Here is a 23915-nt window from a genome sequence, read left to right as displayed (position 1 = left end):
AGATCAAATAACAATGGATAACGGTATTACAGCAGAAGAGATTGTTATCAATGCTGACTCTGTCAAAGGACAAGAAACAGTATTAACAGAAGGGGCACTGAGTTTATTAAAAACCTTATGTAAGCATTTTGCTGCTGATGTGCCAACCTTGCTGGAAAATAGAAAGGTTAAACAAGCTTTAATCGATAACGGACAGTTACCTGACTTTCTACCGCAAACTAAATCGTTGCGCGAGAAAGATTGGAAAATTAGAGGGATCCCCAACGACCTTCAAGATAGGCGTGTCGAGATCACCGGTCCTGTTGATCGCAAAATGGTGATCAATGCACTTAATGCCAATGCAAAAGTATTTATGGCTGACTTTGAAGATTCTTTAGCGCCGAGTTGGGAGAAGATTGTAGCTGGGCAAATCAACCTACGTGACGCTGTTGCTGGTGATATCAGTTATACCGCTGCAGCAACTGGTAAGTCATACACATTAGATGATGATCCCGCAGTGCTTATTTGCCGAGTTCGAGGGCTGCACATGCTAGAAAAGCATGTCAGTTTTGCAGAGCAAGCGATACCAGCCAGCTTATTTGATTTTTGTATCTATTTTTATAATAACTATCGCCAACTATTGAATAAGAGCAGCGGTCCTTACTTCTATATTCCTAAGTTAGAAAGTCATCTTGAAGCACGATGGTGGGCTAAGGTATTTGCTTTTGTTGAGGAGCGCTTTTGTCTGCAAGCTGGCACCATCAAATGTACTTGCCTTATTGAGACCTTACCTGCTGTTTTTGAAATGGATGAGATCCTATTTGAACTGCGCTCAAACATCGTCGCGCTGAACTGTGGACGTTGGGATTATATCTTTAGCTATATTAAAACCTTGAATAACCATAGTGATCGCATATTGCCTGACAGACAGTCAGTCACTATGGATACACCTTTCCTTAGCGCTTATTCGCGCTTGTTGGTTAAAACTTGTCATAAACGTGGCGCGTTAGCCATGGGAGGAATGGCGGCATTTATACCTGCTAAAGATGCAACTGAGAACCAACAGATTTTAGATAAAGTGCGTCAAGACAAACAGCTTGAAGCGCGTAATGGCCATGATGGTACTTGGGTTGCCCATCCGGGATTGGCTGATACCGCCATGGAGATCTTCAATGAGTATATTGGCGAAGACCATGTTAATCAGCTGCATATTACTCGTGACGTGGACGCACCCATTTTAGCCCATGAACTGTTGGCTGCTTGCGATGGTGAGCGCACCGAAATAGGTATGCGCCGAAATATTCGTATTGCCCTGCAATACACAGAGGCTTGGATCAGCGGAAATGGTTGTGTACCAATCTATGGGCTGATGGAAGATGCAGCAACTGCCGAAATTGCTAGAACCTCTATTTGGCAATGGATTAAGCATTCGCAACACTTATCAAATGGTGTGTTAGTGACTAAAGCACTGTTTAAAGAGATGTTAGTACAAGAGCTTGCAAAGGTTAAAGAGGAGGTGGGCGCTGAAAGGTTTACCCATGGCCGTTTCACCGAAGCTGCGGTGATTCTTGAGCAAATTACTACAGCAGATGAATTGGTAGATTTTATTACTCAGCCAGGTTACGAGCTGCTTGTTAGCTAGCCCTGTATTTGGGCTATAGATGTTCAATCTGAATGAATTTGTGTTTGTATTAGAGTTTTAGTTTTGGCTGCCTTTTGCAGCTTGTGTCCCCCGCGGAGTATTCCTACGTGCTACGCGGGTTTTTAATTAAATAGCGCTGCCTAACTTCCCAGTAAGGCGATTGCTACTACGCTTGTGATTGGCGGCTCTTCGGAGTCGCATTTTTTTGCCTAAATTTTACAGCGCTAAAATTACCAATTAGAAAGATTACTAATTAAAAAAATGATTACGCTTTCATCCATATTGCAATATATGAGCGCTTAAACCAAGCAAAGTGCCTTCTCTTGTGCTGCTGTAGATCTATCTGACTATTCCACTGTTCAGCTGTTCCAGCAATGAACCACCGATGGTTAACTGACTGCACTCAAAAAATACCAGTCAAATAGGCGAGTAAAGGCTCAGTAACCTGCACTTTGGGGTGATTGCGTATACAATTAAGTTTATTATTATTTAAAAATAAACGCGCATCACAACCATAATAAAGCGCGATATCTTAAAATCACATTTGATGGATTATCCTGTCATAAGCAGAGCATTAATTGAAAGCGAACAGCATGCAAGAAAGCAAATTGAGAGGGGCTGATTATTGGACTCACAGGATCAGTGATCAGGAGATGCCAGCATTATGCTCTACGGTAAGTACATTAGAGAAACTGGCCAAAGATGATGTCTCCTCCCTAGCAATATTAGGCCAGAGTGTAATGCATGATAATGCACTGACCTCGCGTATTTTACGGGTCGCTAACAGTGTGACATACAGTAAAGGGATCACTCAGGTCACAACGGTGAGCAAAGCTGCCGTGGTCTTAGGGTTTGATGCCATTAAAAATATCTGCATTACCGCCAAGTTACTCAGCAGCTTGTTAGAGTCTGAAGGTCTTTCTGAAGATGTTTATAAGCGTTTACTGAGTTTGATGGCAAAGTCTTTTCAAGCAGCAATGTTCACTCGAATGCTGATGCAAGGGCACGATGAAGAGCTACAGGAAGAGGTCTTTATTGCCTCTTTGTTGTATCACTTAGGTGAGAGTGCATTTTGGAGCACGGGCTGCGCTGAAACCTTAGTTTTGGATAGTAAACTTAATCGGTGTCAATCATCAGTTGAATGCGATCAAGCAGTAAGAGAGGTGCTGGGCACGAGTTTTAAGCAACTGTCAGCCGGAATAGCACGTAACTGGGGGCTGGGCAGTATATTAATAAAGTCTCTTAGCCAGCCTGATGAAAGGACGCCTGAAATTCGTAGTATTTTTCTGGCCAATAAGCTTAGCGATCTATTGTCGCAAACACCGCCATCGGTTCTTGAGCTTTCAAAAAGACTAAAGCAAGCGGCAAATATTCTTGATATTGAAGTGGATGAACTTAAAGGGCGTATGATCCGTTGTCAAAAGGCGACGGAGTTGATGGCTGATGCATACGGCGCGAAAGTGTTAATTGATTATCTACCTGATGCCAAACACTTGCTGCTGGAGCATGATGAACCCGCTCCGCAATCTGTCATTAGAGGTTCAGATCCTCTTGAGCAATTGAGATGTCTTCGAGCACTGACCCAGTGCGCGTTAAATAAGTCTGATTTTAATCAGGTTTTGTCTCTAGCACTTCAAGGTGTATTGCAAGGGGTTGGAGTCGATCGTTGTGCAGTTTTGTTGTTAACGCCTAATAGGAAAGTCCTACAGCCCCGTATCGTGTTAGGCGATGGTGCGATTGATATGAAAAAAAACTTTGCCATTGAACTTGGCGGGTCAAAAAACTTGTTCCAAGAGTCTATTCAAATCAAAAGCGCACTGTTTGTCGATAACCCTCACTCAGCTAAGTGGCGACTTTACATGGATGATGCGCTGCGAAGCTTAGTCTCGCCAACAGGGTTTATGGTGGCTCCTTTGATAATGGACCATACCGTTATCGGAGTGCTTTATGCCGATAGAGACAGCTCAGGGCGGCGCTTAAATGAAGAGGATTTTTTAAGTTTTAGTCATTTTGCAGAACTTTCAAATGTCTGCTTTTCGACCAGTATGAAATAACTTTGGGAGTCCGTTGCGCGCCTTATCTTGGTATATACCCGTTCCACTTGAATATGCTCGTTTCAGAGGTATTGTGCCAGTTCAATTCTAGGCGCATAAACGTAGAAATGGTGACTCCCTTTTAAGTGAGTGCACAACGAAGTGGGCTGGTACAAAGCCTTCTATGGTGAGCTTTAATGGACTTTACTCAGTGTTATTGATTATACCAAGGGAATGACCATTAGTGACAATCAATGCCGTTATTAAAGCCCATTAAACTCCCACAGAGCTCTGCATTTTCAGGTAGAACGGGTATAAAACGCTGTTTAGCCTTACTGAGGCTGGGCGGCGGTTATCTGCTTGGTGATCTCTTTAGCTATCAGATTGGGAATAGGAAAGCTCAAATGATACTGAGCAATCTTCCATCCTTGAGCGGTGTTGATCAAGGTTCCAGTGCCTCGACTCACGCCGTAAGACTCGCTATGTAAAATCTCATCGAACCAAATGACATCACCATGCTGGGTCATTTTTCTGCTGGTGAGATCATAGCGCCAGCCCTTTGTAGGGCGAGCGTATTGTTCAAACTGGGCTTTATCCCAATGCTCATTGACGTCAGTGCCGATAAATATGCCGTTATCAGCATACAGCGAAAAATAGTTATCCCAATCAGCATTTGCCGAATAGATATTAAGATTATCGAGTAAGGTCGCAGCCTGCTGCTTAGCGCTACTTGGCTCAGTAGCATGGGCGCTAACCCCGACACTCCAAAATAGCAACAGAGTCGAGAACAGCGCGAATGTAATGGATTTTAGTGAACTTACTCTTTGCATAAGGCTCTCTTTTTATTATTTATTAGCTTAATCATTTAATGAGCAAGGCTAGCATTGTTTCTGCTTTCAATGCCAGTTAACGGGATCGAGTTGGTAGAATGAACTGACTTCATGGTACAGGGCAGGGTGCTGGGCAATGAATTCATGCGGTTGCTCAAAAAACACTTCACTTATCACTGCAAAGAATTCAGCAGGGTTCGTCGCGCCATAATAACTAAACAGTGAATACTGCTGATGTTGGCTGGCCTCTACCAGTTGTTGGTACTCCTGCATCATCACGTTTGACCAAGATGCATAGTCTTTAGTGTGACCTAGAATAGGCGCGCCATTAGCATTGCCGTCTTCTTGATCAAGTTGATGAGCAAATTCGTGGATCACAACGTTACTGCCGTCATCGGGAATTGCCGCTCCCTCCTTAGTCGTTTGCCACGATAAGATGACTTTGCCATGCTGCCAAGACTCGCCAGATAACACTCGGCGTCGCTCAGAGACCAAGCCGTTACTGTCTCGTTGTTCATTGCTAACAATAAATACTGATGGATAGACTAGGATCTCTTTTAAATGAGGGTAGTAATCGGTTTTTCGATTTAGCAGTAAGAGACACGCTTGGGCGGCAACGGTGACACGAATTTCATCATCAATCACGAGGCCATCGCAACCAACAAACTGCTTTTCAGCAATAAACACTTGTATATGCTTCTTCAGTTGCAGTTGTAAGTCGGCCGGTAAGGAGCGGAAAAAAGGGATCCGTTTCTTTAAAATCGTTCGCCAGGCGTTAGGAAAAGGTTGTTGAGTGAACTTTTTTCTGCGCAGGCTTGCACGCCAATTACGGCTAGCTATCCAGAAAATGGCACTGCCACTAATGAGTATTATCAATATGATCGCGAGCATCAGGTTCCTCTTATCAATCAAAGCAATCGCTCTGTTTGTATTTTAAATGGGCGATGTTAATGATATGTGGACTGGTTCACTGAAATTCAATAGCGGCATTGATACTCGGAGGTTTGGATTCTTGCTGAAGGGCTTATTACAATAAAAAAAGGGCTGGCAGATTAAATCGAGAACTATGGTTAAAACGTTTGATAAGACTTTTCCATATTCTGCCAGCTAAGTTGGGAGGGCTACTCAACAATAATTCGTTTCTCTATCTCTCTTCTTTCTTGTGGTGTCATACTAAAAAAGTGCTCAATTAAAAAGCGTATCAACTTTGACTTGGCAACATCACCATCATCAGCCAAGGCTGCTAAGTGTGCTATCGCCGATTCACTCAGAGTGAAAGTGGCTTTTCTAAACGGCGCGTCTCCTTTTATGACTTTCTTAATATCCTGCTGAAGTAAAACGTCTTCAGATCTCGAATGTGAAGTCGGTACGCTTTGGTTCAATGAACCAGTAGCTAATAGGTTTTTATTAGCATTTAACTCAATAATCTTGTTTGTTATCGGTGAACGTTGCTCCTCTCCGATAGCATAGCGACTGGCATCATTAATGAAATCATCAATTAAATCGTCTAATGCCAGCTGGGTTGTCTGAATCTGTTGATGAGTAGATTTAGACGGCGTAGAGTTTTTCTTGAGATCTGTCAGACCCATATTCACCTCTCATCTTCTTCATCTTTTTTTCTGCAATGCGGTTGCGGATCTCAGTCGAGTTAGCAACTTGCAGCATTTCTGTGGCGATACCTCGGATCTCGTTGGCAGCTTTACCTTTTGGCTCAATCTCTAGTACTGATAAGCCAGACTCTTCGCTATCATCATAAATGTTACGGCTGTAGGTAATGGCGTCGAGTACATTGATGTCATAGGTTTTACAAACTTCTTTCGCTTCAAAAATACGATTTGACTGATTCGGTAAGCTTGGACACTGGGTGATAACGAAGGTGGCGCGCATTTTTGGGTTTATCATCATGCACGTTGCAACGATATCATCCATGTGGCTAACCGTTTTGAGATCGCGTCGCTTAGGTCTAAGTGGCATTAATACATGGGAGGCCACAGACATGGTTGCACGAAGTGCCAGGTTATCTTGGCCACCACAATCAACAATGACATAGTCGTAATGCTGTTCAAGGCTTAACAGGTCGTTGCGTATTTTTCCGTATAACTGCACACAGTTAATACTGGGTAAGTCAGCATTGTTATTTCTGGCATGGATCCAGTCTGACGTGGTGCGTTGAGGATCACAGTCAACCATAATTACAGAAGCTTGGCATTCTGCCGTTAAAAATACGGCTATGTTTTGTGCTAAACAGCTTTTACCACTGCCGCCTTTCTCACCACCTACTAATATAATCATGCTTTGTCCTCGAGTACGCGTTTGTTAATCTGGTTGTGTCTTTCTGATTACGTAAGCTGTTGGATGCGTACTGGTTTTATTAGGGAAGTTTCTTTTGACTTCATGTGCCCAATACAACAGCTGTGTTAGTAATTTAGGCAGGGATTGTCTAAAGGTCAACTGTATGATTTTTGACGTTTTTGTTTCAATTGACTGGCGAACTATTTTTGACGCAAACCCTGTGTTCGATGGTTTTTTGACACTTTAAGCCTTTAAAGCGTCGCTGGGATTTGTTTGTTAAATTTATTAGGTACTTAGGTTTTTAATATGTCTTATTAGCGTCGCTAAATAGCGTTTGAACGGGGGCTTGTATGGTCAAAGTTTTCTCACCCTTTAGTTTGATATTTATAAATGGAATAAAAATAATTTGTTAATTCCAATTGGGTATATGCATTGTTAGGCCTTAAGCATTTGAAACTACGTAATTTGTGATAAATGCTCTGGTTCATTTTATGCTTAGTCGTTACTTTATGCATTAGCTCGCTAACAAGGTAGCGCTCGGGCACTTCACTTCAGCTATCGCTTGCTTTGCAACATAATCACTATTTGTGCCCAGTGTTAAAAGCGCTTGTGTTTTTGAGTCTGCTACGGGGTTGATGACTTTATTGGGGGAAATTATTTACGCCAATACAGCCTCGCCCATGTTAGGCTTTGCCGATATAGCAGTTACTTTTGATAAGTGTGGAAATAGCACAGTGGACGAGAAGTTATTACAAGAAGCGATAAGTCAGAAAATGCCATTTGGGAAGTATGCAGGTCGCTATCTACTCGAACTACCTGAACCCTATTTAGTGTGGTTTCATTCAAAAGGATTCCCTGAAGGTAAGCTTGGGCAACAACTTGCTTTAATGTATGAAGTGAAGCTCAATGGGCTTGAAGGGATGTTGCAACCACTCCTTGATAAAGTAAAACAGGCTAGATCTCGATAATTAGTCATGGCTTATTAGAAAGTTCCTTGCTAGGGCAAAATTACCTTTGGAATGAGAGTTGGATCTAATAGTTGATGATTTGATTATGATTAGTGACGAGTATTAGAGATTTATGCTTTATTGCGTGCTTTAATATATCTGAATTGAAATATTTGATTGATAACTTTTAAAGGAAATTTCCGATGATAGCTAAACTAGTTAAATTGGCTGCTGCAGCAACACTTGCTCTTGGTATGTCTAGCGCTTGGGCTCAAGGTGTTATGCATGAAGGTACTGTCATGGACACTATGAATGGCGGCGGTTATACCTACGTACAAATTAAAGAAGCTGACAAAACATTCTGGGCAGCTGGTCCACAGGTAGAAGTTAAAAAAGGCGACACCGTAGTCGTTCAAGAGCAGATGTGGATGAATGATTTTGCCAGCAAAACATTAAATCGCACTTTTGACGAATTATTGTTTGTTGGTCGTATCGACAAAAAATAAGGCTGATCTAGGTTGCCAACAGCGCAACTATTATCATGCTCTAAAGAAAACGGCGTAGACTGAGTCTACGCCGTTTTCTTTTGTCATCATTTAGCGCAGAATAACGCTATTGTTTTGCTTTATTAGCCATCATGCTCAAATTAATTCCCTACCAAAAACAGTATGCAACTCAAGTGAGTCAGCTTTTCCATCTGGCGATCAATGCTATTGATGTCGATGTTTACTCAAAAATAGAGCAACAAGCTTGGTCATGCTCACCCCGTTCTCGCTATCACTGGCATAAAAGGCTTACTCGGTCTAAAACATGGTTGATGATCGACAGTGCCCAACATCAGGACGGCGTTCCTTTATGCTGTGGGGTGATAAACCTTGAGACGCATTTCCATAGTCGCGGTTATATCGACAGCCTCTATGTTCACCCTGACTTTCAACATCAAGGGATTGCGGCTGCGCTACTGACCGAACTTGAAGCATGGGCTATAGCGGCAAACATCGGCAGTTTATCTGTTGATGCGTCAAAGTTATCTAAGCCACTTTTTCTGGCGCATGGCTTTAAACAACGGCATCGCAGTTACCAAGAGAAGCGGGGCCAAATTATAATGGGTTTTCTCATGTGCAAGCCATTAATCGTATCTGGGGATAACTAACGTGAGCAAAGAGTGTCGAGTTCGATTATTTACTAAAGCCGACGTAGGACAATTGGCAAATGTGTTTCACTTAAGTATTACTCAAGCTGCTGCAAGTCATTATAGTGAAGAGGAGAGAGCGGTTTGGTCTCCAGCACTTCGCTCTGATGATGATTGGCTATTACGATTAGCGCAAACCGTCACTTGGGTTGCTGAAGAAGAGGGGATTATTAGTGGGTTTATCAACCTAAAACCCACAATAGAAACTCTCGATAGTGAAGGGAAGTTTATATTATCAGCAGAAGTTGATTGTTTATTTACTCACCCAAGTTTTGTCGGTAAAGGCGTTGCTTCACAGCTTTATCAATGTTTAGAACAGCACGCTATATCGCAGCAAATTTCAGAGTTAACGGTAGAGGCGTCTTATTTGGCTAAGCCTTTTTTCGAGAAACAGGGTTATCGGCTGCTATCTAAAAATGAACACTCGCGCGCAGACCAAGTGCTGGTTAACTTTAGTATGCGTAAAAAGCTAGAGTTATGACTAATACTAAAAAGCCTCCAAATAAATAGGAGGCTTTTGTCATTGAATCAATAGTCATACAGTCGTGGCAAGAGACGCTTGCTTAGCTTCTGTGGCTGGTATAATGCACTTCAGGCTCTAGTATGTCGTCAAGTGTATTTGTGCGACTCATAAAGCGAATGAAGGCTTCTGGCAGTGTTAGTTCATCGACACTGTGCTGCCAATTGGATTGCAATATCGGGCTATAACCCTCTTTACCTGATGCCGTATAAGCTGAAGACACGCCGATATAATGCTGCATAGGGTCAATATCAAACCACAGCGGTTGGCCATTGGCTGGGCGCATGATCTCAAGCTTGACGATCCGTTGCCCCAAAGCTTGTCGACCGTCATAGAAATACTTAAGCCCATAGGTATATGGGAAACTGCCCGCACCGGTGCCAATCACACTGTTATTGGTTGCAGCATTGATGGCCGATTCAAGCATCTGGAACAGATATTGTCCTTGAATTTGGTAGGTCACTAATGGCAGCTCAAACGGTAATATGCGGCCTATTACTTCTGCTAGACTCAATTGTCCTTTATTGAGTGATTGTCTGACGCCGCCTGCATTGTGCAACGCAAAGTCAACCTGCATACCAATCGCCTTTGTCTCATGAAACATACTGCGACTGACCCATGGCGCGATTTCACTACCATGTGGCAGTGCTTTACTTGGCAGGCGAGTATGTTCAAAGTTTTTAGGCACAAAACTGAGTATTTGGTTATCTAAGGCGTCTAAACTTGGGCGGTATTTTTGTAAAATAGTTTGCTGTACAAGGCTGTCTTCACCGTCCCAAAAGATGGCGGGATTAGCATCGAGCTTAGCGCGGATCGCTAGGTAGTTTTCAGCGCAGACTTCGCCATCACCTGCTTGCAAAATGAATTGCTGATCAAGCATGAAGAAGTTGCCACCGTTGATATCGGTAACCCTACCTGCTTCATCAAAACTAACATCACATATCCCTATGGTCTCAGCGTATTTCCCTGCGTGCAGAATAGGTGTGTGCGCTACCTGTTCAGCATAGGGAATATTGCTTAAACCAAGTTCACGAAAATCGCCTTGTAGGGTATGGGAGTGACCGCCAACAATTAGGCTTATGCCATCGACTTCTTCGGCAAGCACGCGGTCTTGATCTAGCCCTAGGTGGCTTAACACTATGATGTGGTATATGCCTTTTGCGTGCAGCTTTGCAATTGTGCGCCGTGTGGTTTCGATAGCATTGATAAAATGCGTATCTTCATCTGGGCGGGCAATTTCTTTCATCTGATCAAGCGTGATACCGATAATCGCAACTTGCTTATCATGCAGTGGCTTTAATATGTACTTAGCGGTTTGACTGCTCGTGTCGTAGTCGTAAAGGTTGTGATGACCACTGAGCTTGGCGGCTTTTTGCTGATCTTCTTGGCTCAAATCCATATTGCCAGCAAGCAGAGGAAATTGAATGTCATTCAGAAAATCTAAAACAGGACCATTGCCGGCATCAATCTCATGATTACCCAGTACCATCGCGTCTGGCTTTAATAGATTGAGTAGGTCTGAATTAGCCTTGCCTTTAAATTCATTGAAATAAAGGGTGCCTTGGAAGCTATCACCGCCATGTAAGAATAGAAAAGATTGTTGATTGGCTTTGGCCGACAGCTTTGCCTGAGAGAGTTGATAACCGATACGCGCGTAACCACCACTATGGGTATATAGCGTGAGTTCTTGTTGTTGCTCGGTGATCGTAAACTGCAGTCGATTAGCGTCGAAATGAGAATGTGTGTCGTTGATGTGGGCAAGCTTTAATGTATAAGTAGACGTCATTTCAATCCTCAGAACCAAACAAGAATTATAGCATTTTTACGTTGCCGGGTGAAATACTGATTTTCGCAGCTAAAAAAAGGGAGCCAAGCTCCCTTAATGTATATTGAGCGATAACTAGCTCTTTTCGGGCTTATTATCAAACTCGCCATCATCAGAAAGCACAATACCCTTGTGCTGCATTCTGCGACTCCACAATTTACGCGCTAATTGCTGCATATCTGTGACAGGGTCATTTGAATCGACAATTTCCAGTCCCAATAGTGACTCGACAATATCTTCTAAGGTGACAATACCTTCACCAGAGCCATACTCATCAACAACCATCGCAATTTTGGTATTACGCTTAATCATCAATTCAAACAGGGGGAGTATCTTCGCGGTCTCAGGAATAACCAGTAGGTTCTTCTTAAGGACTGCGATGGACTCTTTGGGTGTTTTACGCTCAGCCAATAGCACATCGTTACGGTTCACGTAGCCAATGATATTATCAGGCTCACCTTGGTATACAGGGATACGGGTAAATGGTTTGGCCATAAATTGAGCGGCGAAATCACCTTGAGTTAAGGTGGTCTGTAGCTTAAACATCACCGTTCTTGGGGTCATAATGGCAGTAACTGGCATCTCTTTAACTGACAGCATTTGAGTCAGAATTTTTGATTCCTGCTCATCAAGCTCGCCAGATTCACGACCAATCTTAGCCATCGCACTCATCTCTTGACGAATATACTGACCTTCATCGCCTTTACCCATCAACTGTGTAACCTGCTTAGACATCCAGATCAGCGGCCTAGTCGCGCGCTCCATCCACACGAGTGCGATAGAAACTGTTGGCGCGAGTGAACGCCAGTAGTTTGCACCCAGTGTTTTAGGGATAATCTCTGAGAAAAACAGAATAAGGAAAGTAAGGACACCTGAAAATACGCCTAGCATCTCATCACCAAATACTTTAGCTGCCTGTGCACCAGCAACCGCCGCACCAACAGTGTGGGCAATGGTATTTAAAGTAAGGATAGAAACGAGTGGAGATTCAACATTTTCTTTTTGTTTATTCAACCTAGCGGCTGCTGCGGGATTGGTTGCGGCAAGCGTGGCGATATAACTGGGTGTGACTGACAGTAAAACAGCTTCAAACACACTACAAAGAAAAGAGATAGCAATGGCGACAAATACTATAATGACAAGAGTTATCATAAAGGTGAAATTACACCTCCATATTACAGACCAACATTAGTCTGAGCGGATTCTAGCACAGGTTTAATTCACAGCAATGGCTGTTTAGTGGCTATTCTTGCTTTTTTGATAGTGTCTTAAGGCAATTTACAGATGATTGGGCGGTTCTCAGCAGTATTTACTAATGCAGCGTTACAATTAATGTAATAAATATCAGCATCATCGAATAAGCCGAGTAAGGTTGCTAGCCTTATTTTACAAGGATCTGTATAATTCGCCGCCCACATGCAGGTTTTAGGTTTTTGAGGTTACACACAATGAGTGAAAAGAAGATCAATTTATTGGATCTTGATCGTAAAGCGATGAGAGCGTTATTTGCCGATATGGGTGAAAAGCCGTTCCGTGCCGATCAATTGATGAAATGGCTTTATCACTTTGGGGTGAGTGACTTCGAACAGATGACCAACATCAACAAGGCATTGCGAGCGAAACTAGCGCGTAAATGTGAAATTGTTGCACCAGAAATTGCAAGTTATCAAAAGTCTACTGATGGCACCATTAAGTTTGCTATTGATGTGGGTAACGGCCAAGAAGTTGAAACTGTATATATTCCTGAAGATGATCGCGCCACTTTGTGTGTATCGTCTCAAGTAGGTTGTGCGCTTGAATGCACCTTCTGCTCAACGGGGGCACAAGGCTTTAACCGTAACCTAACTGTATCTGAAATCGTAGGTCAAATTTGGCGTGTGGCTGACTTTATTGGCTTTGTAAAAGATACCGGTGAGCGTCCAATCACTAACGTTGTGATGATGGGTATGGGCGAGCCACTGTTAAACCTTAAGAATGTCATTCCAGCGATGGATATCATGCTGGATGATTTCGGTTTTAGTCTATCAAAGCGCCGCGTTACCGTATCAACCTCGGGCGTTGTGCCGGCGTTAGATATTTTAGGTGATGCGCTGGATGTCGCATTAGCGGTAAGCATACATGCACCAAATGATGAACTGCGCGATGTACTAGTACCAGTTAATAAAAAGTATCCACTAGAAGATTTCCTTGCCGGAATACGTCGCTATATTGCCAAATCTAATGCTAACCGTGGCCGTGTAACTGTTGAGTATGTGATGCTAGATCATATCAACGACAGCACCGACCAAGCCCATGAATTGGCCAAGTTGATGAAAGACACGCCGTGCAAAGTGAATTTAATTCCGTTTAATCCGTATCCTGGCTCACCATACGGTCGCTCGTCTAATTCTCGAATCGATCGTTTTTCTAAAGTACTGATGGAATACGGCTTAACAGTTATTGTGCGCAAGACGCGTGGTGATGATATCGATGCTGCTTGTGGTCAACTTGCTGGCGATATTCGCGACAGAACCAAGCGTTTGGCGAAAAAACAAATGCAACAGAACCAAATTTCGGTCACAATGGATTAACTCTTTGTATCTATTGGTAGATAGGCTTAACGATGAATCATAGAAAGGTGAGCTTGCCCTTGCTTATTTTGTTGTCTGCGACAGCGCTTTCGGGCTGCGTGACACAAAATACTTATACGGGTACAGATACTCCTGTCTCTGAGCGAAAAGTCGATAAAGTCGCAGCCGCTCGCCAGCGAGTGCAGTTAGGCTTAACCTATCTACAAAAAGGCAACAGTGAGCAAGCTAAGTCAAACTTAGATAGAGCCTTAGCATTTGCACCAGAACTTGAAGATGTGCATTTAGCATTTGCCTATTATTACAGTTCAGTCGGCGAGTTAGAAAAGACTGAGCAGGCTTATCGCAATGCCACTCGCCTTCGAGATGCTAGCGGTGATGCCTTTAATAATTTCGGTACTTTCCTGTGTCAGCAAGGTAAGTATGCTGAGTCTGAGGAGATGTTTCTTAAAGCAGTTGAACATCCCCTTTACACTCAAGCAGCCTCTACTTATGAAAACTTGGGAATTTGTAGCAGAAAAGCAGGTCAAATAAAAAAAGCGCAGCAGTATTTTACTATGGCGCTTAAGTACGATCCTAGAAGGCGCACGTCGCTTATCGAGTTAACCGAAATGGAACTCGAAGCTGGGCGATTCGGAGAAGCAAAAAGTCGCTTATCGAACTACCACAAGGTAGCGGTTGAATCTCCAATTAGTCTAGCGCTAGGAATTGAAATTGAACAAGGCTTGAATGACCAAGAAGCAGTTCGGAAATATGGTATTTTACTATTAGCGAAATTTCCTTCTTCGGCTCAAGCCAAGCAATATCGGGCTAATATGCATTAATGAAAAATGAACAGAATGATCTGCCCAACATAGACACTGAGAGCCTAGTGGATGAGTCAACACTCACACTGGGCGTTTTGCTAAAAAAAGCCCGTGAAAAAAAAGGGGCTTCGGTAGAGGATATTGCGGCGCAATTGCATTTACGCCCGGCTATCGTAAAAGAGATAGAAGCCGATAATTTGTTAGCTGTCGGTGCAGCAACTTATGTCAGAGGCTATGTAAAAAATTATGCGCGAGCGGTGCAAGCGGACCCATTTGAGGTGCAAGCTTGCTTGGATAAACAGCTGCAGAATGATGCGCAGCCGTCGATGCAAAGTTTTTCGCGTAAGACGACCCATCAGGCACGTGACGGTCGGTTAATGGCGTTAACCTACGTCATCGTATTTATTCTATTGGCGTTAATGGTACTGTGGTGGTTCCAAAAATCTTCAATGGAAACGACAGTTGATTACTCTCAGCCGACAGTTGAAGAAGTTGCAGCATCTGCAGAAGAGGCGATGTATGACGAGTCGCTGGTAAATGGTGAAGCCGCTCTTGCAGCGCAATCAAATGACATCCCGCTTGACGAGCGCATTGTCGAGACTATTGGCGACAATGTAGCTGACAACAATGTCGCTGAGCAGTACATTGCATCAAACCAAGATGTCACCTCTGAAGACTCTGCCGCGGAACAGCCAGTCACTAGGCCGCTAGTTGCCGAAGCTAGCTCGCAAGTATCTGCAGCGCAATTGCTCGCTTCAATGGTCGATAGTCAAGACAATGATACCAGCGATGCAGTGACTTCAGCGTTAGTGCTAACGCTTAAGGGTGATTGCTGGATTAAGGTCACTGATGCCAACGGTAATACGCTTATTGATGGTTTAAAAAAATCGGGTCGCGATATTAATGTCACAGGCGCAGAGCCTTTTGCCGTGATATTGGGCGCACCACAAGTTGTGAATATTCAGCTGAATGGAACTCAAGTCAGTTTGGATCAGTATCCCAGTGGTAAAGTGGCACGTTTTAGCTTACCACTTGCGGGACAATAACGAATGATAGAGCACAAAGACGATGTATAACGAATCTCCAATTATTAGACGCAAATCCAGCCGTATTTATGTCGGCGATGTTCCAATCGGTGACGGCGCGCCAATTGCAGTGCAGTCTATGACCAACACGCGCACAACTGATGTTGCTGCCACCGTTGCACAAATTAACGCATTAGAAAATGTCGGCGCCGATATCGTCCGCGTATCCGTGCCGACCATGGATGCCGCAGAAGCGTTTAAACTGATTAAGCAACAGACTAATGTGCCGTTAGTGGCCGATATTCATTTTGATTACCGTATCGCCCTAAAAGTGGCTGAGTACGGGGTTGATTGCTTGCGGATCAACCCAGGTAACATCGGTAACGAAGAGCGTATTCGCAGTGTTGTTGAGTGTGCACGCGATAAAAATATTCCTATCCGTATTGGTGTTAACGGCGGTTCATTAGAGAAAGAGCTAATGGACAAGTATAAAGAGCCGACTCCAGAAGCATTGCTTGAGTCTGCAATGCGTCATGTGGATATTCTTGACCGTCTTAATTTTGATCAGTTTAAGGTCAGCGTTAAGGCCTCTGATGTGTTTTTAGCCGTAGAGTCTTACCGATTGCTGGCTAAGCAGATCGTACAGCCGCTTCATTTAGGTATTACTGAAGCAGGTGGTGCGCGTGCTGGTTCAGTTAAGTCTGCAGTTGGCTTAGGTATGTTACTGGCTGATGGTATTGGTGACACGCTGCGTATTTCATTGGCAGCCGATCCTATTGAAGAGATTAAAGTTGGTTTTGATATTCTTAAGTCATTACGGATCCGTTCTCGCGGCATTAACTTTATTGCCTGTCCATCATGCTCACGTCAAGAGTTCGATGTAATCTCTACCGTTAATGAGTTAGAGCAGCGTCTTGAAGACGTGGTAACACCAATGGATGTGTCAATCATTGGTTGTGTGGTAAATGGACCTGGAGAGGCGCTTATCTCAGATATTGGCCTTACAGGTGGTAATCGCATGAGTGGTTATTATAAAGATGGCGTGCGACAGAAAGAGCGTTTTGACAATAACAACATTGTTGACCAGCTAGAAGCTAAGATTCGCGCCAAAGTGGCGATGAGCGAGAGCAGAATTCCGGCGCAAGATGTAAGTAAGTAACCCGTTTTACGTTTAGTATTGAAACGCCTATAATGCAGGGCGTTTTTTATTTTTAAATAGCAAATTTGGCGAGTCGAATAGTGGCAAAACAGATCCAAGCGATCCGCGGAATGAATGACATTCTGCCGACCCAAAGTCCTATATGGCAAAAACTAGAAACCGTTCTTAGAGATACTGTTAGTGCATACGGTTATAGCGAAATTCGTACACCTATCGTAGAAAGTACCGACCTTTTCAAACGTTCAATTGGTGAAGTTACCGATATCGTTGAAAAAGAAATGTACACATTCGATGACCGAAATGGTGATAGCTTAACGCTTCGCCCTGAAGGTACAGCATCGACTGTGCGCGCTGGTAACGAACACGGTTTACTGTATAACCAAGAGCAACGTCTCTGGTATATGGGCCCTATGTTCCGACATGAGCGTCCACAGAAAGGTCGTTACCGTCAATTCCATCAGTTTGGTGTTGAAGTTTACGGGATCCCAAGTGCCGATATCGATGCAGAAGTATTAATGCTATCTGCCATGCTTTGGGAAAAATTAGGGATCAGTGAGCACGTTACCTTAGAGCTAAACACCTTAGGTGATAACGAAGAGCGTGCAGCGTACCGAGATGCCCTAATTGCTTTTTTAGAGCAGCATAAAGATGTATTAGATGAAGACAGTCAGCGCCGCATGTACAGCAATCCGCTTAGAGTTTTAGACTCTAAGAATGCTGCTGTGCAGGCATTGCTAGCTGATGCGCCAGCCTTGATGGATTACTTAGGCGAAGAGACTCGTTCACATTTTTCACATTTATGTGAACTCTTAGAGGCTGTTGGCATCCAATACACAATCAATCCTCGTCTAGTGCGCGGCTTAGATTATTATAACCGCACGGTATTCGAGTGGGTGACATCAAGCCTTGGTTCACAAGGCACGGTATTAGCTGGCGGTCGTTATGACGGTCTAGTTGGTCAACTTGGTGGTAAATCAACACCCGCTGTAGGCTTCGCTATGGGGCTTGAGCGTATCGTGTTATTGCTACAAACGCTTGAACTTGATAAAGATATCAAACCAGCGGTAGATGTATATGTTACTGCAATGGGTGATAGCTGCCGTGTTGAAGCGATAAAGGTTGCACAAGATTTAAGAGCAAGCTTGCCGAATCTAAAAGTGATGAGCCATTGCGGTGGCGGTAACTTTAAGAAGCAGATGAAGCGAGCAGACAAAAGCGGTGCTGCTGTGGCGCTTGTTATTGGTGAAGATGAACTTGCCAATAATCAAGTTGCAGTTAAGTACCTTCGTGAAGATAAAGCACAAGAATTAGTTGCCCGAGATGCGTTGGCGACTTATATTGCAGAACTGGTTTAAAAGGGGAAGTATACGTGGAAGTCTATAGCACAGAAGAGCAACAAGTAGATGCTATCAAACAGTTCTGGAAAGATTACGGTTCCTCAGTTGTCGTAGGTGCTGTTGTCGGTTTGGGTGGATTATTCGGTTGGAACTATTATTCTGACCATCAGTTGGCTCAAGCCGAAGCGGCTTCTGAGTCTTTTCAAGCGCTCAGCAGCCAAAATACAGCTGACGCTGCAATGCTAAGTGCTGCAGAAACTTTTGCCAAAGAACATGGCCAGCAAGGCTATCAGTCATTGCTTGAGCTAATGGTAGCTAAGTCAGCCGTTGAAACTGGCGATTTAGAGAAAGCGGAAGCAACGCTTAAAAACGTGATTGCGGTTAATGCCGATAGCAGTATTGTGCTAGTTGCCACAATGCGTTTAGCTCGCGTGCAAGCAGAGCAAGGTCAATTTGCTACTGCTATTACTACGCTAGAGCAGATCAAAGATGTTGCTTCAGCAGCGCAAAGAGATGAATTAAAAGGTGACTTCTTGGTGCGCCAAGGTGAAACCGACAAGGCAAGGCTTGCTTATCAAGCTGCAGTAGAAAATGGTGGCACTATGAGTAGTCCAACATTACAAATGAAGCTTGATAATTTGAACAAGGCATAAGGAATCTGCCCATGAAGTCTTGGTGCAAAACACTGCTCGCATGTGGATTAAGCATAGGTTTGCTGTCTGCGTGTTCATCGAACGATGTAGAAGAAGAGCCTATTACGCCACTTGCAGAGATAGAAGCAAGCGTATTTCCAGAAATGAACTGGAGCGCCAATGTCGGTGATGGTGTAGGTGACTACTATTCTCGCCTGCGACCAGCAGCTCGTTACGATAAGCTTTTTGTTGCTGACCGTTACGGTAAAGTCTTAGCTTTTGATGAAGCGACTGGCGAAAAAGCGTGGGAAAAAGATTTTAGCTCAATCTTTAGAGATAATATTTTAGCTAAAAACAAAGGTGCACGTTTGGCGGGCGGCGTAACCGCTGCACGTAACAAGGTCTTTGTGGGCGGCGAAAGCGGTCTAGTGGCAGCATTTGATGCTGAAACCGGTGATAATCTTTGGCATGTGATTGCTGGCGGTGAAGTGCTATCTGCACCAACAGTTGGCGAAGATATAGTTGTGGTTAATACTGGTGCGGGCACGCTTGAAGCCTTTAACGTTGATGATGGTGAAAAGCGCTGGACTTATGAAAACCAACTGCCAACATTAACATTGCGTGGTACGGGTTCTGCAGCTTATGATGCCGGCGGCTTTTTCGTTGGCACTGCCGATGGTAAAATTGCGGTTGTGATTAAAAACAACGGTCAGGCAGCTTGGGAGCAAGCGATTTACACACCCGCGGGTGGTAATGAGTTCTCACGCATGGCTGATGTTGACATGAAGCCATTGCTAGTCGGTGAAAACCTATATGCAGTAAGCTATAACGGTAACTTGGTATCAATGGAGATGCGCACTGGCCGTGTTGTTTGGACACGTAAGTATTCAAGCTTCCATGAGTTAGCCTATTCAGGTGCAAGTCTGTTTGTTGTTGATGACCATAGCCGTATTTATTCTGTTGATAGACGAAATGGTCTAGAGTTATGGAATAATTCAGAGCTTGCTAACCGAGGTTTAACCGCAGCCGTTTCGTTTAAAGACTATATTGTAGTGGGTGATTTTGAAGGTTACCTACACTTTTTGAACAAGTCTGACGGTAAAATAGTGGGTCGTATTGAAGTAGATAGCTCTGGTTTATACAGTCAGCCATTAGTTGTTAAAGACAACTTGTATGTGCAGACTCGTGGTGGAAAAGTGGTTCGAGTTACACTTCCGTAAGCCTAGTTGTGAAAGATGATAAGGCCCCTGGATGTGTATTCCGGGGGCTTTTTAGTTAATAGAAAATGAGTAATAGAGGCAATTAAATGATTCCTGTTGTGGCCCTTGTTGGGCGACCAAACGTTGGTAAGTCGACCCTTTTTAACCGACTTACCCGTACCAGAGATGCTCTAGTGGCAGATTTTCCTGGGCTAACTCGGGATCGTAAGTACGGCCGAGCGCATCTGGCTGGCTATGAGTTCATTGTGGTTGATACCGGCGGTATCGATGGCACTGAAGAGGGGATTGAAACCCGCATGGCTGAACAATCGCTAGCGGCGATCGAAGAGGCTGATGTGGTGCTATTTATGACCGACGCTCGTGCAGGTCTAACCGCAGCTGATTTGGCGATTGCACAGCATCTTCGTAGCCGTGAAAAAACAACTTTTGTTGTTGCTAACAAAGTTGATGGCATCGATGCAGACTCAGCATGTGCTGAGTTTTGGTCACTAGGTCTTGGTGAAGTTTACCAAATGGCAGCGGCTCAGGGCCGCGGCGTGACTAACATGATTGAGTACTCTTTAGCACCTTACGCAGAAGCGATGGGGATCACCAAAGATGGTGAAGGTGAAGAGAACGAAGAAGAGCGCGAATACACCGAAGAAGAAGCGGAAGCTGAGCAGAAACGTCTGCAAGACTTACCGATTAAACTTGCCATCATTGGTAAGCCTAACGTGGGTAAGTCAACACTAACCAACCGGATCTTGGGTGAAGAGCGGGTAGTTGTTTATGATGAGCCGGGCACGACTCGAGACAGTATCTACATTCCAATGGAACGTGAAGGCCGTGAGTATGTATTGATTGATACTGCCGGTGTACGCCGTCGTAGCAAGGTACATGAAACGGTAGAGAAGTTCTCAGTTATTAAAACCCTTAAAGCGGTTGAAGACTGTAACGTTGTGCTACTGATTATCGATGCCCGTGAAGGTATTGCCGAGCAAGATTTAGGTCTTTTAGGTTTTGCATTGAACGCAGGTCGTGCTTTAGTGATTGCCGTCAACAAGTGGGATGGTATTGACCAAGAAGTTAAAGACCGTGTTAAGAGCGAGCTTGACCGTCGCTTAGGTTTTATTGACTTCGCTCGTATTCACTTTATCTCTGCATTGCACGGAACAGGTGTTGGCCATTTATATGAGTCTATCGAAGAAGCATACGACAGTGCTACGCGCCGCGTAAGTACCTCTATGTTGACCCGTATCATGCAGATGGCACAAGACGATCACCAGCCACCATTGGTTAATGGTCGCCGTGTTAAGCTTAAATACGCTCACGCAGGTGGTTACAACCCACCTATCGTCGTTGTACACGGTAATCAGGTTAAGAAGCTACCGGACTCGTACAAGCGCTTTATGATGAACTACTACCGTCGTTCATTAAAAGTTATTGGTACGCCGATCCAGATCCGCTTCCAAGACGGTGGCAACCCATTTGAAGGGATGAACACCAAGAAGCTAACGGTGAGCCAGGAACGTCGTCGTAAGCGTATGGTTGGTCATATTCGTGATAAGAATAAAGATTAATGCTTTGTTCATCATTTGGTGATCGAGTTTGATGACCAAATTAGTGATTTAAAGGAACCTACGGGTTCCTTTTTTGTTGGGCTAATATCCATGACCAAGCGCCTAGCTTGTTATTGGACATGAACGAGTAATCAGCAAGAGTTTAAAGGTCGGTCAAGATAATGTATCGCATTCATATGCAGTTCACCTGCCTTGAGCTTTTGCAAGCCGCCGTAAATATATCCCTATAGGCTCTACTAAATCATCCATGATTTAGAAGCTTGCACAGCTCAAAGCAGATGAATAACTAGCAAACTCATTTTAGTCTTTCGTTAACCCGCTTTTGGACAAGAGCTTGTTAGAGTTAAAGCGCTTGGGGTGTTGAGTTTCATTAGTGAAAGTATGGTAAACGGGTTTACGGTAATGCATCAATAAGCGTGGAGTTTGGCCTTGTTAGGGGAGCTTCACTCAACAATGTCACCAGTTGAAACACTAAACCTATAAGTAGTCCCCCCCAGTGTTGTTAGAGTGAAGCGTGATCTTGACAGGTTAAATTCGTGAGACTCTAACCAACGATAGTGCGAAACAGTGAGGTCGATACTGTTTTTGTTCTTAATTAAATCTTTTGTTGAATATGATTTAATTAGGCGGCCGCCATCATAAAAAGCAACAGCCAAATCTGTTTCCTTAAGCTCATGACCTCTAGGCCAGTCTCCCAACCTAACTAAGTTTTGGGCATCTTTCCCTGCAAGATAAACCTCACGAGCATACCAGCCAGATACAGACCAAAGTTCAGTATTTGAACCATCATAATTTAACCTGTAAGCTTTCCCCCATGCCTCTTTTTCAACTATTAACGCTCCATTTTCATAATAGGTATATTCTGGAATCATCTTGAAATAGTATGATTCAAACGCAGTATCCTGTGTTGCAATAAATGGTTTAGAAGGTGCTTATTTATCTGCTTTAACAGAGAATGACATACAAATGATGATTAATAATATGAGCCTAGACATGTACTCCCTTAACGCCATATTAATAAGTGAACCTGGTACTGAGACGATTTGCACGGCAAATGACATGACAGCCTAGGTGAATCTTGATTTAGCAGCTTGTTATAACTTGCAAAAGTCAAATGACTCGTTAGCTACGATTGACTCAATGTTTTTCCTGTGTTCATTATCATTTTTGACGAGTAACTCAACACCTTCCCTAGCTAAGTCCAACCGATCCTGCTTAAAAGCTTCCAAAATTAGTGTGTGTTTATTCATTTGAGATATTGAGTCACTGGCAAACGTCTGAACTGTATACTTAGCCCCATCTTCGGCACCCACTTTATATCCAAAAAAGTATGAACCAAAAGAACATCCCAATGTTGCTAAAATAAATAAAGTTATGTGTAATTTCATAGTGAGTTATAACGCCCTAATAATGGGCAAAAAATTGTTTGCTAAAATGTTGAGGAACGAAAACAGTAAACTGTTTTTTGTCCTTATTAATTAGCTTGTTATATGCAATTAACACTATCGTTAAGACAAATATTTACTGACTTACGAACGAAGGTAGAAGATTTTTTTTGCATTTGCATAAACTCCTTCATTTCGTTTAGTTGATCTTTACCGAAAGCCAAAACACCAGCTTTTGAAGCTGCTGGTATTCTAAGTTCGCTTGTTACAACATATGCAGTTAAACCTTGAATAACTACACGCTGATCAGTGAAAGTGCCGTAAGGTTTACCATTTTGTTTTGCACACATAATACGGCCTACAGAAGTCATATGGTCGCTAACATTAATTTCTTGAGGGCCATTGTACAATACATCAGAGCATGATTGTCTAGCCAAGCTAAACATGCTTTTTTGAAATTTATCTGCTGATATTTTCGATTGTATAGGTAACTTTTGTTCTGTAATTATCCAGTTTGTATCAAATGGTGTTTTTCCATTTGGTACCCATTCTTTAATATATTGTTCAGTTGACTCTCTTTTTGTCACTTGTTCCCAATTTTCTTGGGGTAACTCTACTGAAATTCCTGTGACTTCTGTTTTAGGGCTCGTAGATGCACAAGCACCTAGGATTAATGACAAACTTAATATTGATACGACTTTATTCACCGCACTCTCCTTTGCATATAACGCCCTGTTAACAGGCAAAAAACAGTTGGTTAAAATTAGCGACGAAGGAGCAAAATCAACTGTTTTTTGTCCTTGTTTAACAGCTTGTTAGCTTTCTTTTATAAACTCAACTACGAAAACAACACCTGAAGGTATTAACTGAAATTTAGATGAAATAATTTTGTAATCAACATACTCTTCATGAAGTGCTATAAACTTTTTAGCTTCAACATCTAAATCTTTTTTAGCGTATTCAGG

Annotated in this window: 23 protein-coding genes; 14 read left to right on the top strand and 9 right to left on the bottom strand. The window is 43.3% G+C overall.

The window, feature by feature from the left end; genetic code table 11:
- The first annotated feature begins 13 nt into the window (after positions 1 to 13).
- Both aceB and K5R16_RS20310 read left to right on the top strand, forming a co-directional pair.
- Positions 14 to 1621, top strand: coding sequence for a malate synthase A (gene aceB, locus K5R16_RS20315; protein WP_259649955.1), 1608 nt, complete (start codon positions 14 to 16; stop codon positions 1619 to 1621).
- A gap of 593 nt (positions 1622 to 2214) precedes the next feature.
- Positions 2215 to 3675 (top strand): HDOD domain-containing protein, encoded by a 1461-nt coding sequence (locus tag K5R16_RS20310; RefSeq protein ID WP_259649954.1) that lies wholly within the window; start codon positions 2215 to 2217, stop codon positions 3673 to 3675.
- A gap of 311 nt (positions 3676 to 3986) precedes the next feature.
- On the opposite strand, the gene K5R16_RS20305 is transcribed toward K5R16_RS20310, so the two are convergent.
- The 4 genes from K5R16_RS20305 to K5R16_RS20290 form a co-directional block, all read right to left on the bottom strand.
- Positions 3987 to 4484: a nuclear transport factor 2 family protein gene (locus K5R16_RS20305; RefSeq protein WP_220739991.1), complete on the bottom strand. Its 498-nt coding sequence runs from the start codon at positions 4482 to 4484 to the stop codon at positions 3987 to 3989.
- Between the two features lie 66 nt (positions 4485 to 4550).
- Positions 4551 to 5375 carry a zinc-dependent peptidase gene (locus K5R16_RS20300; protein WP_220739989.1) on the bottom strand — a complete coding sequence of 275 codons (825 nt, stop codon included), beginning with the start codon at positions 5373 to 5375 and terminating at the stop codon, positions 4551 to 4553.
- A gap of 230 nt (positions 5376 to 5605) precedes the next feature.
- On the bottom strand, positions 5606 to 6073 hold the full coding sequence (locus tag K5R16_RS20295) for a CopG family transcriptional regulator (RefSeq protein ID WP_220739987.1): 468 nt from the start codon (positions 6071 to 6073) through the stop codon (positions 5606 to 5608).
- Positions 6033 to 6776 (bottom strand): AAA family ATPase, encoded by a 744-nt coding sequence (locus K5R16_RS20290; protein WP_220739985.1) that lies wholly within the window; start codon positions 6774 to 6776, stop codon positions 6033 to 6035. Before K5R16_RS20290 ends, K5R16_RS20295 begins: the two co-directional genes overlap by 41 nt.
- Before the next feature lie 734 nt (positions 6777 to 7510).
- Here K5R16_RS20290 and K5R16_RS20285 point away from each other — a divergent pair.
- From K5R16_RS20285 to K5R16_RS20270, 4 genes are all read left to right on the top strand, one after another.
- Positions 7511 to 7744: a DUF3820 family protein gene (locus K5R16_RS20285; protein WP_220740006.1), complete on the top strand. Its 234-nt coding sequence runs from the start codon at positions 7511 to 7513 to the stop codon at positions 7742 to 7744.
- A gap of 182 nt (positions 7745 to 7926) precedes the next feature.
- Complete coding sequence (locus K5R16_RS20280) at positions 7927 to 8229, top strand: hypothetical protein (RefSeq protein ID WP_020911606.1); 303 nt, start codon at positions 7927 to 7929, stop codon at positions 8227 to 8229.
- A 131-nt stretch (positions 8230 to 8360) separates the two neighbouring features.
- The gene (locus tag K5R16_RS20275) at positions 8361 to 8876 is read left to right on the top strand and encodes a GNAT family N-acetyltransferase (protein WP_220739983.1); all 516 of its coding nucleotides are present in this window, start codon (positions 8361 to 8363) and stop codon (positions 8874 to 8876) included.
- 1 nt (position 8877) lies between these two features.
- Positions 8878 to 9396 (top strand): GNAT family N-acetyltransferase, encoded by a 519-nt coding sequence (locus K5R16_RS20270; protein ID WP_220739981.1) that lies wholly within the window; start codon positions 8878 to 8880, stop codon positions 9394 to 9396.
- A gap of 82 nt (positions 9397 to 9478) precedes the next feature.
- On the opposite strand, the gene K5R16_RS20265 is transcribed toward K5R16_RS20270, so the two are convergent.
- On the bottom strand, positions 9479 to 11221 hold the full coding sequence (locus K5R16_RS20265; RefSeq protein WP_220739980.1) for a bifunctional UDP-sugar hydrolase/5'-nucleotidase: 1743 nt from the start codon (positions 11219 to 11221) through the stop codon (positions 9479 to 9481).
- A 114-nt stretch (positions 11222 to 11335) separates the two neighbouring features.
- On the bottom strand, positions 11336 to 12412 hold the full coding sequence (locus K5R16_RS20260) for a CNNM domain-containing protein (RefSeq protein ID WP_220739978.1): 1077 nt from the start codon (positions 12410 to 12412) through the stop codon (positions 11336 to 11338).
- Between the two features lie 296 nt (positions 12413 to 12708).
- On the opposite strand from K5R16_RS20260, the gene K5R16_RS20255 reads away from it, so the two are divergent.
- The 8 genes from K5R16_RS20255 to der all read left to right on the top strand — a co-directional run bounded on the left by K5R16_RS20255 (position 12709) and on the right by der (position 21565).
- Positions 12709 to 13830, top strand: coding sequence for a bifunctional tRNA (adenosine(37)-C2)-methyltransferase TrmG/ribosomal RNA large subunit methyltransferase RlmN (locus tag K5R16_RS20255; RefSeq protein WP_220739976.1), 1122 nt, complete (start codon positions 12709 to 12711; stop codon positions 13828 to 13830).
- Between the two features lie 32 nt (positions 13831 to 13862).
- Positions 13863 to 14651: a type IV pilus biogenesis/stability protein PilW gene (gene pilW / locus K5R16_RS20250; protein ID WP_220739974.1), complete on the top strand. Its 789-nt coding sequence runs from the start codon at positions 13863 to 13865 to the stop codon at positions 14649 to 14651.
- Positions 14651 to 15679, top strand: a complete 1029-nt coding sequence (locus K5R16_RS20245) for a RodZ domain-containing protein (RefSeq protein ID WP_220739972.1) — start codon at positions 14651 to 14653, stop codon at positions 15677 to 15679. Before pilW ends, K5R16_RS20245 begins: the two co-directional genes overlap by 1 nt.
- 22 nt (positions 15680 to 15701) lie before the next feature.
- Positions 15702 to 16817, top strand: a complete 1116-nt coding sequence (gene ispG / locus K5R16_RS20240; protein WP_220739970.1) for a flavodoxin-dependent (E)-4-hydroxy-3-methylbut-2-enyl-diphosphate synthase — start codon at positions 15702 to 15704, stop codon at positions 16815 to 16817.
- A gap of 80 nt (positions 16818 to 16897) precedes the next feature.
- Positions 16898 to 18172, top strand: a complete 1275-nt coding sequence (hisS, locus tag K5R16_RS20235; protein WP_220739968.1) for a histidine--tRNA ligase — start codon at positions 16898 to 16900, stop codon at positions 18170 to 18172.
- 14 nt (positions 18173 to 18186) lie between these two features.
- Positions 18187 to 18807: a tetratricopeptide repeat protein gene (locus K5R16_RS20230; protein ID WP_220739966.1), complete on the top strand. Its 621-nt coding sequence runs from the start codon at positions 18187 to 18189 to the stop codon at positions 18805 to 18807.
- Positions 18808 to 18818: 11 nt separating this feature from the next.
- Positions 18819 to 20006, top strand: coding sequence for an outer membrane protein assembly factor BamB (gene bamB / locus K5R16_RS20225; RefSeq protein WP_220739964.1), 1188 nt, complete (start codon positions 18819 to 18821; stop codon positions 20004 to 20006).
- 86 nt (positions 20007 to 20092) lie between these two features.
- Positions 20093 to 21565, top strand: coding sequence for a ribosome biogenesis GTPase Der (der, locus tag K5R16_RS20220; protein ID WP_220739963.1), 1473 nt, complete (start codon positions 20093 to 20095; stop codon positions 21563 to 21565).
- 443 nt (positions 21566 to 22008) lie between these two features.
- Here der and K5R16_RS20215 read toward each other — a convergent pair whose 3' ends face one another.
- The 3 genes from K5R16_RS20215 to K5R16_RS20205 form a co-directional block, all read right to left on the bottom strand.
- The gene (locus tag K5R16_RS20215; RefSeq protein WP_220739961.1) at positions 22009 to 22437 is read right to left on the bottom strand and encodes a hypothetical protein; all 429 of its coding nucleotides are present in this window, start codon (positions 22435 to 22437) and stop codon (positions 22009 to 22011) included.
- A 222-nt stretch (positions 22438 to 22659) separates the two neighbouring features.
- Complete coding sequence (locus K5R16_RS20210) at positions 22660 to 22953, bottom strand: hypothetical protein (RefSeq protein ID WP_220739959.1); 294 nt, start codon at positions 22951 to 22953, stop codon at positions 22660 to 22662.
- Between the two features lie 98 nt (positions 22954 to 23051).
- The gene (locus K5R16_RS20205) at positions 23052 to 23657 is read right to left on the bottom strand and encodes a hypothetical protein (protein WP_220739957.1); all 606 of its coding nucleotides are present in this window, start codon (positions 23655 to 23657) and stop codon (positions 23052 to 23054) included.
- Positions 23658 to 23915 lie beyond the last annotated feature (258 nt).

The organism is Shewanella sp. c952 (genome assembly GCF_019654975.1).
Taxonomy (GTDB): domain Bacteria; phylum Pseudomonadota; class Gammaproteobacteria; order Enterobacterales; family Shewanellaceae; genus Shewanella.
Note: the sequence above shows the minus strand (reverse complement) of the source record. Positions and strands in the feature narration are given on the sequence as shown.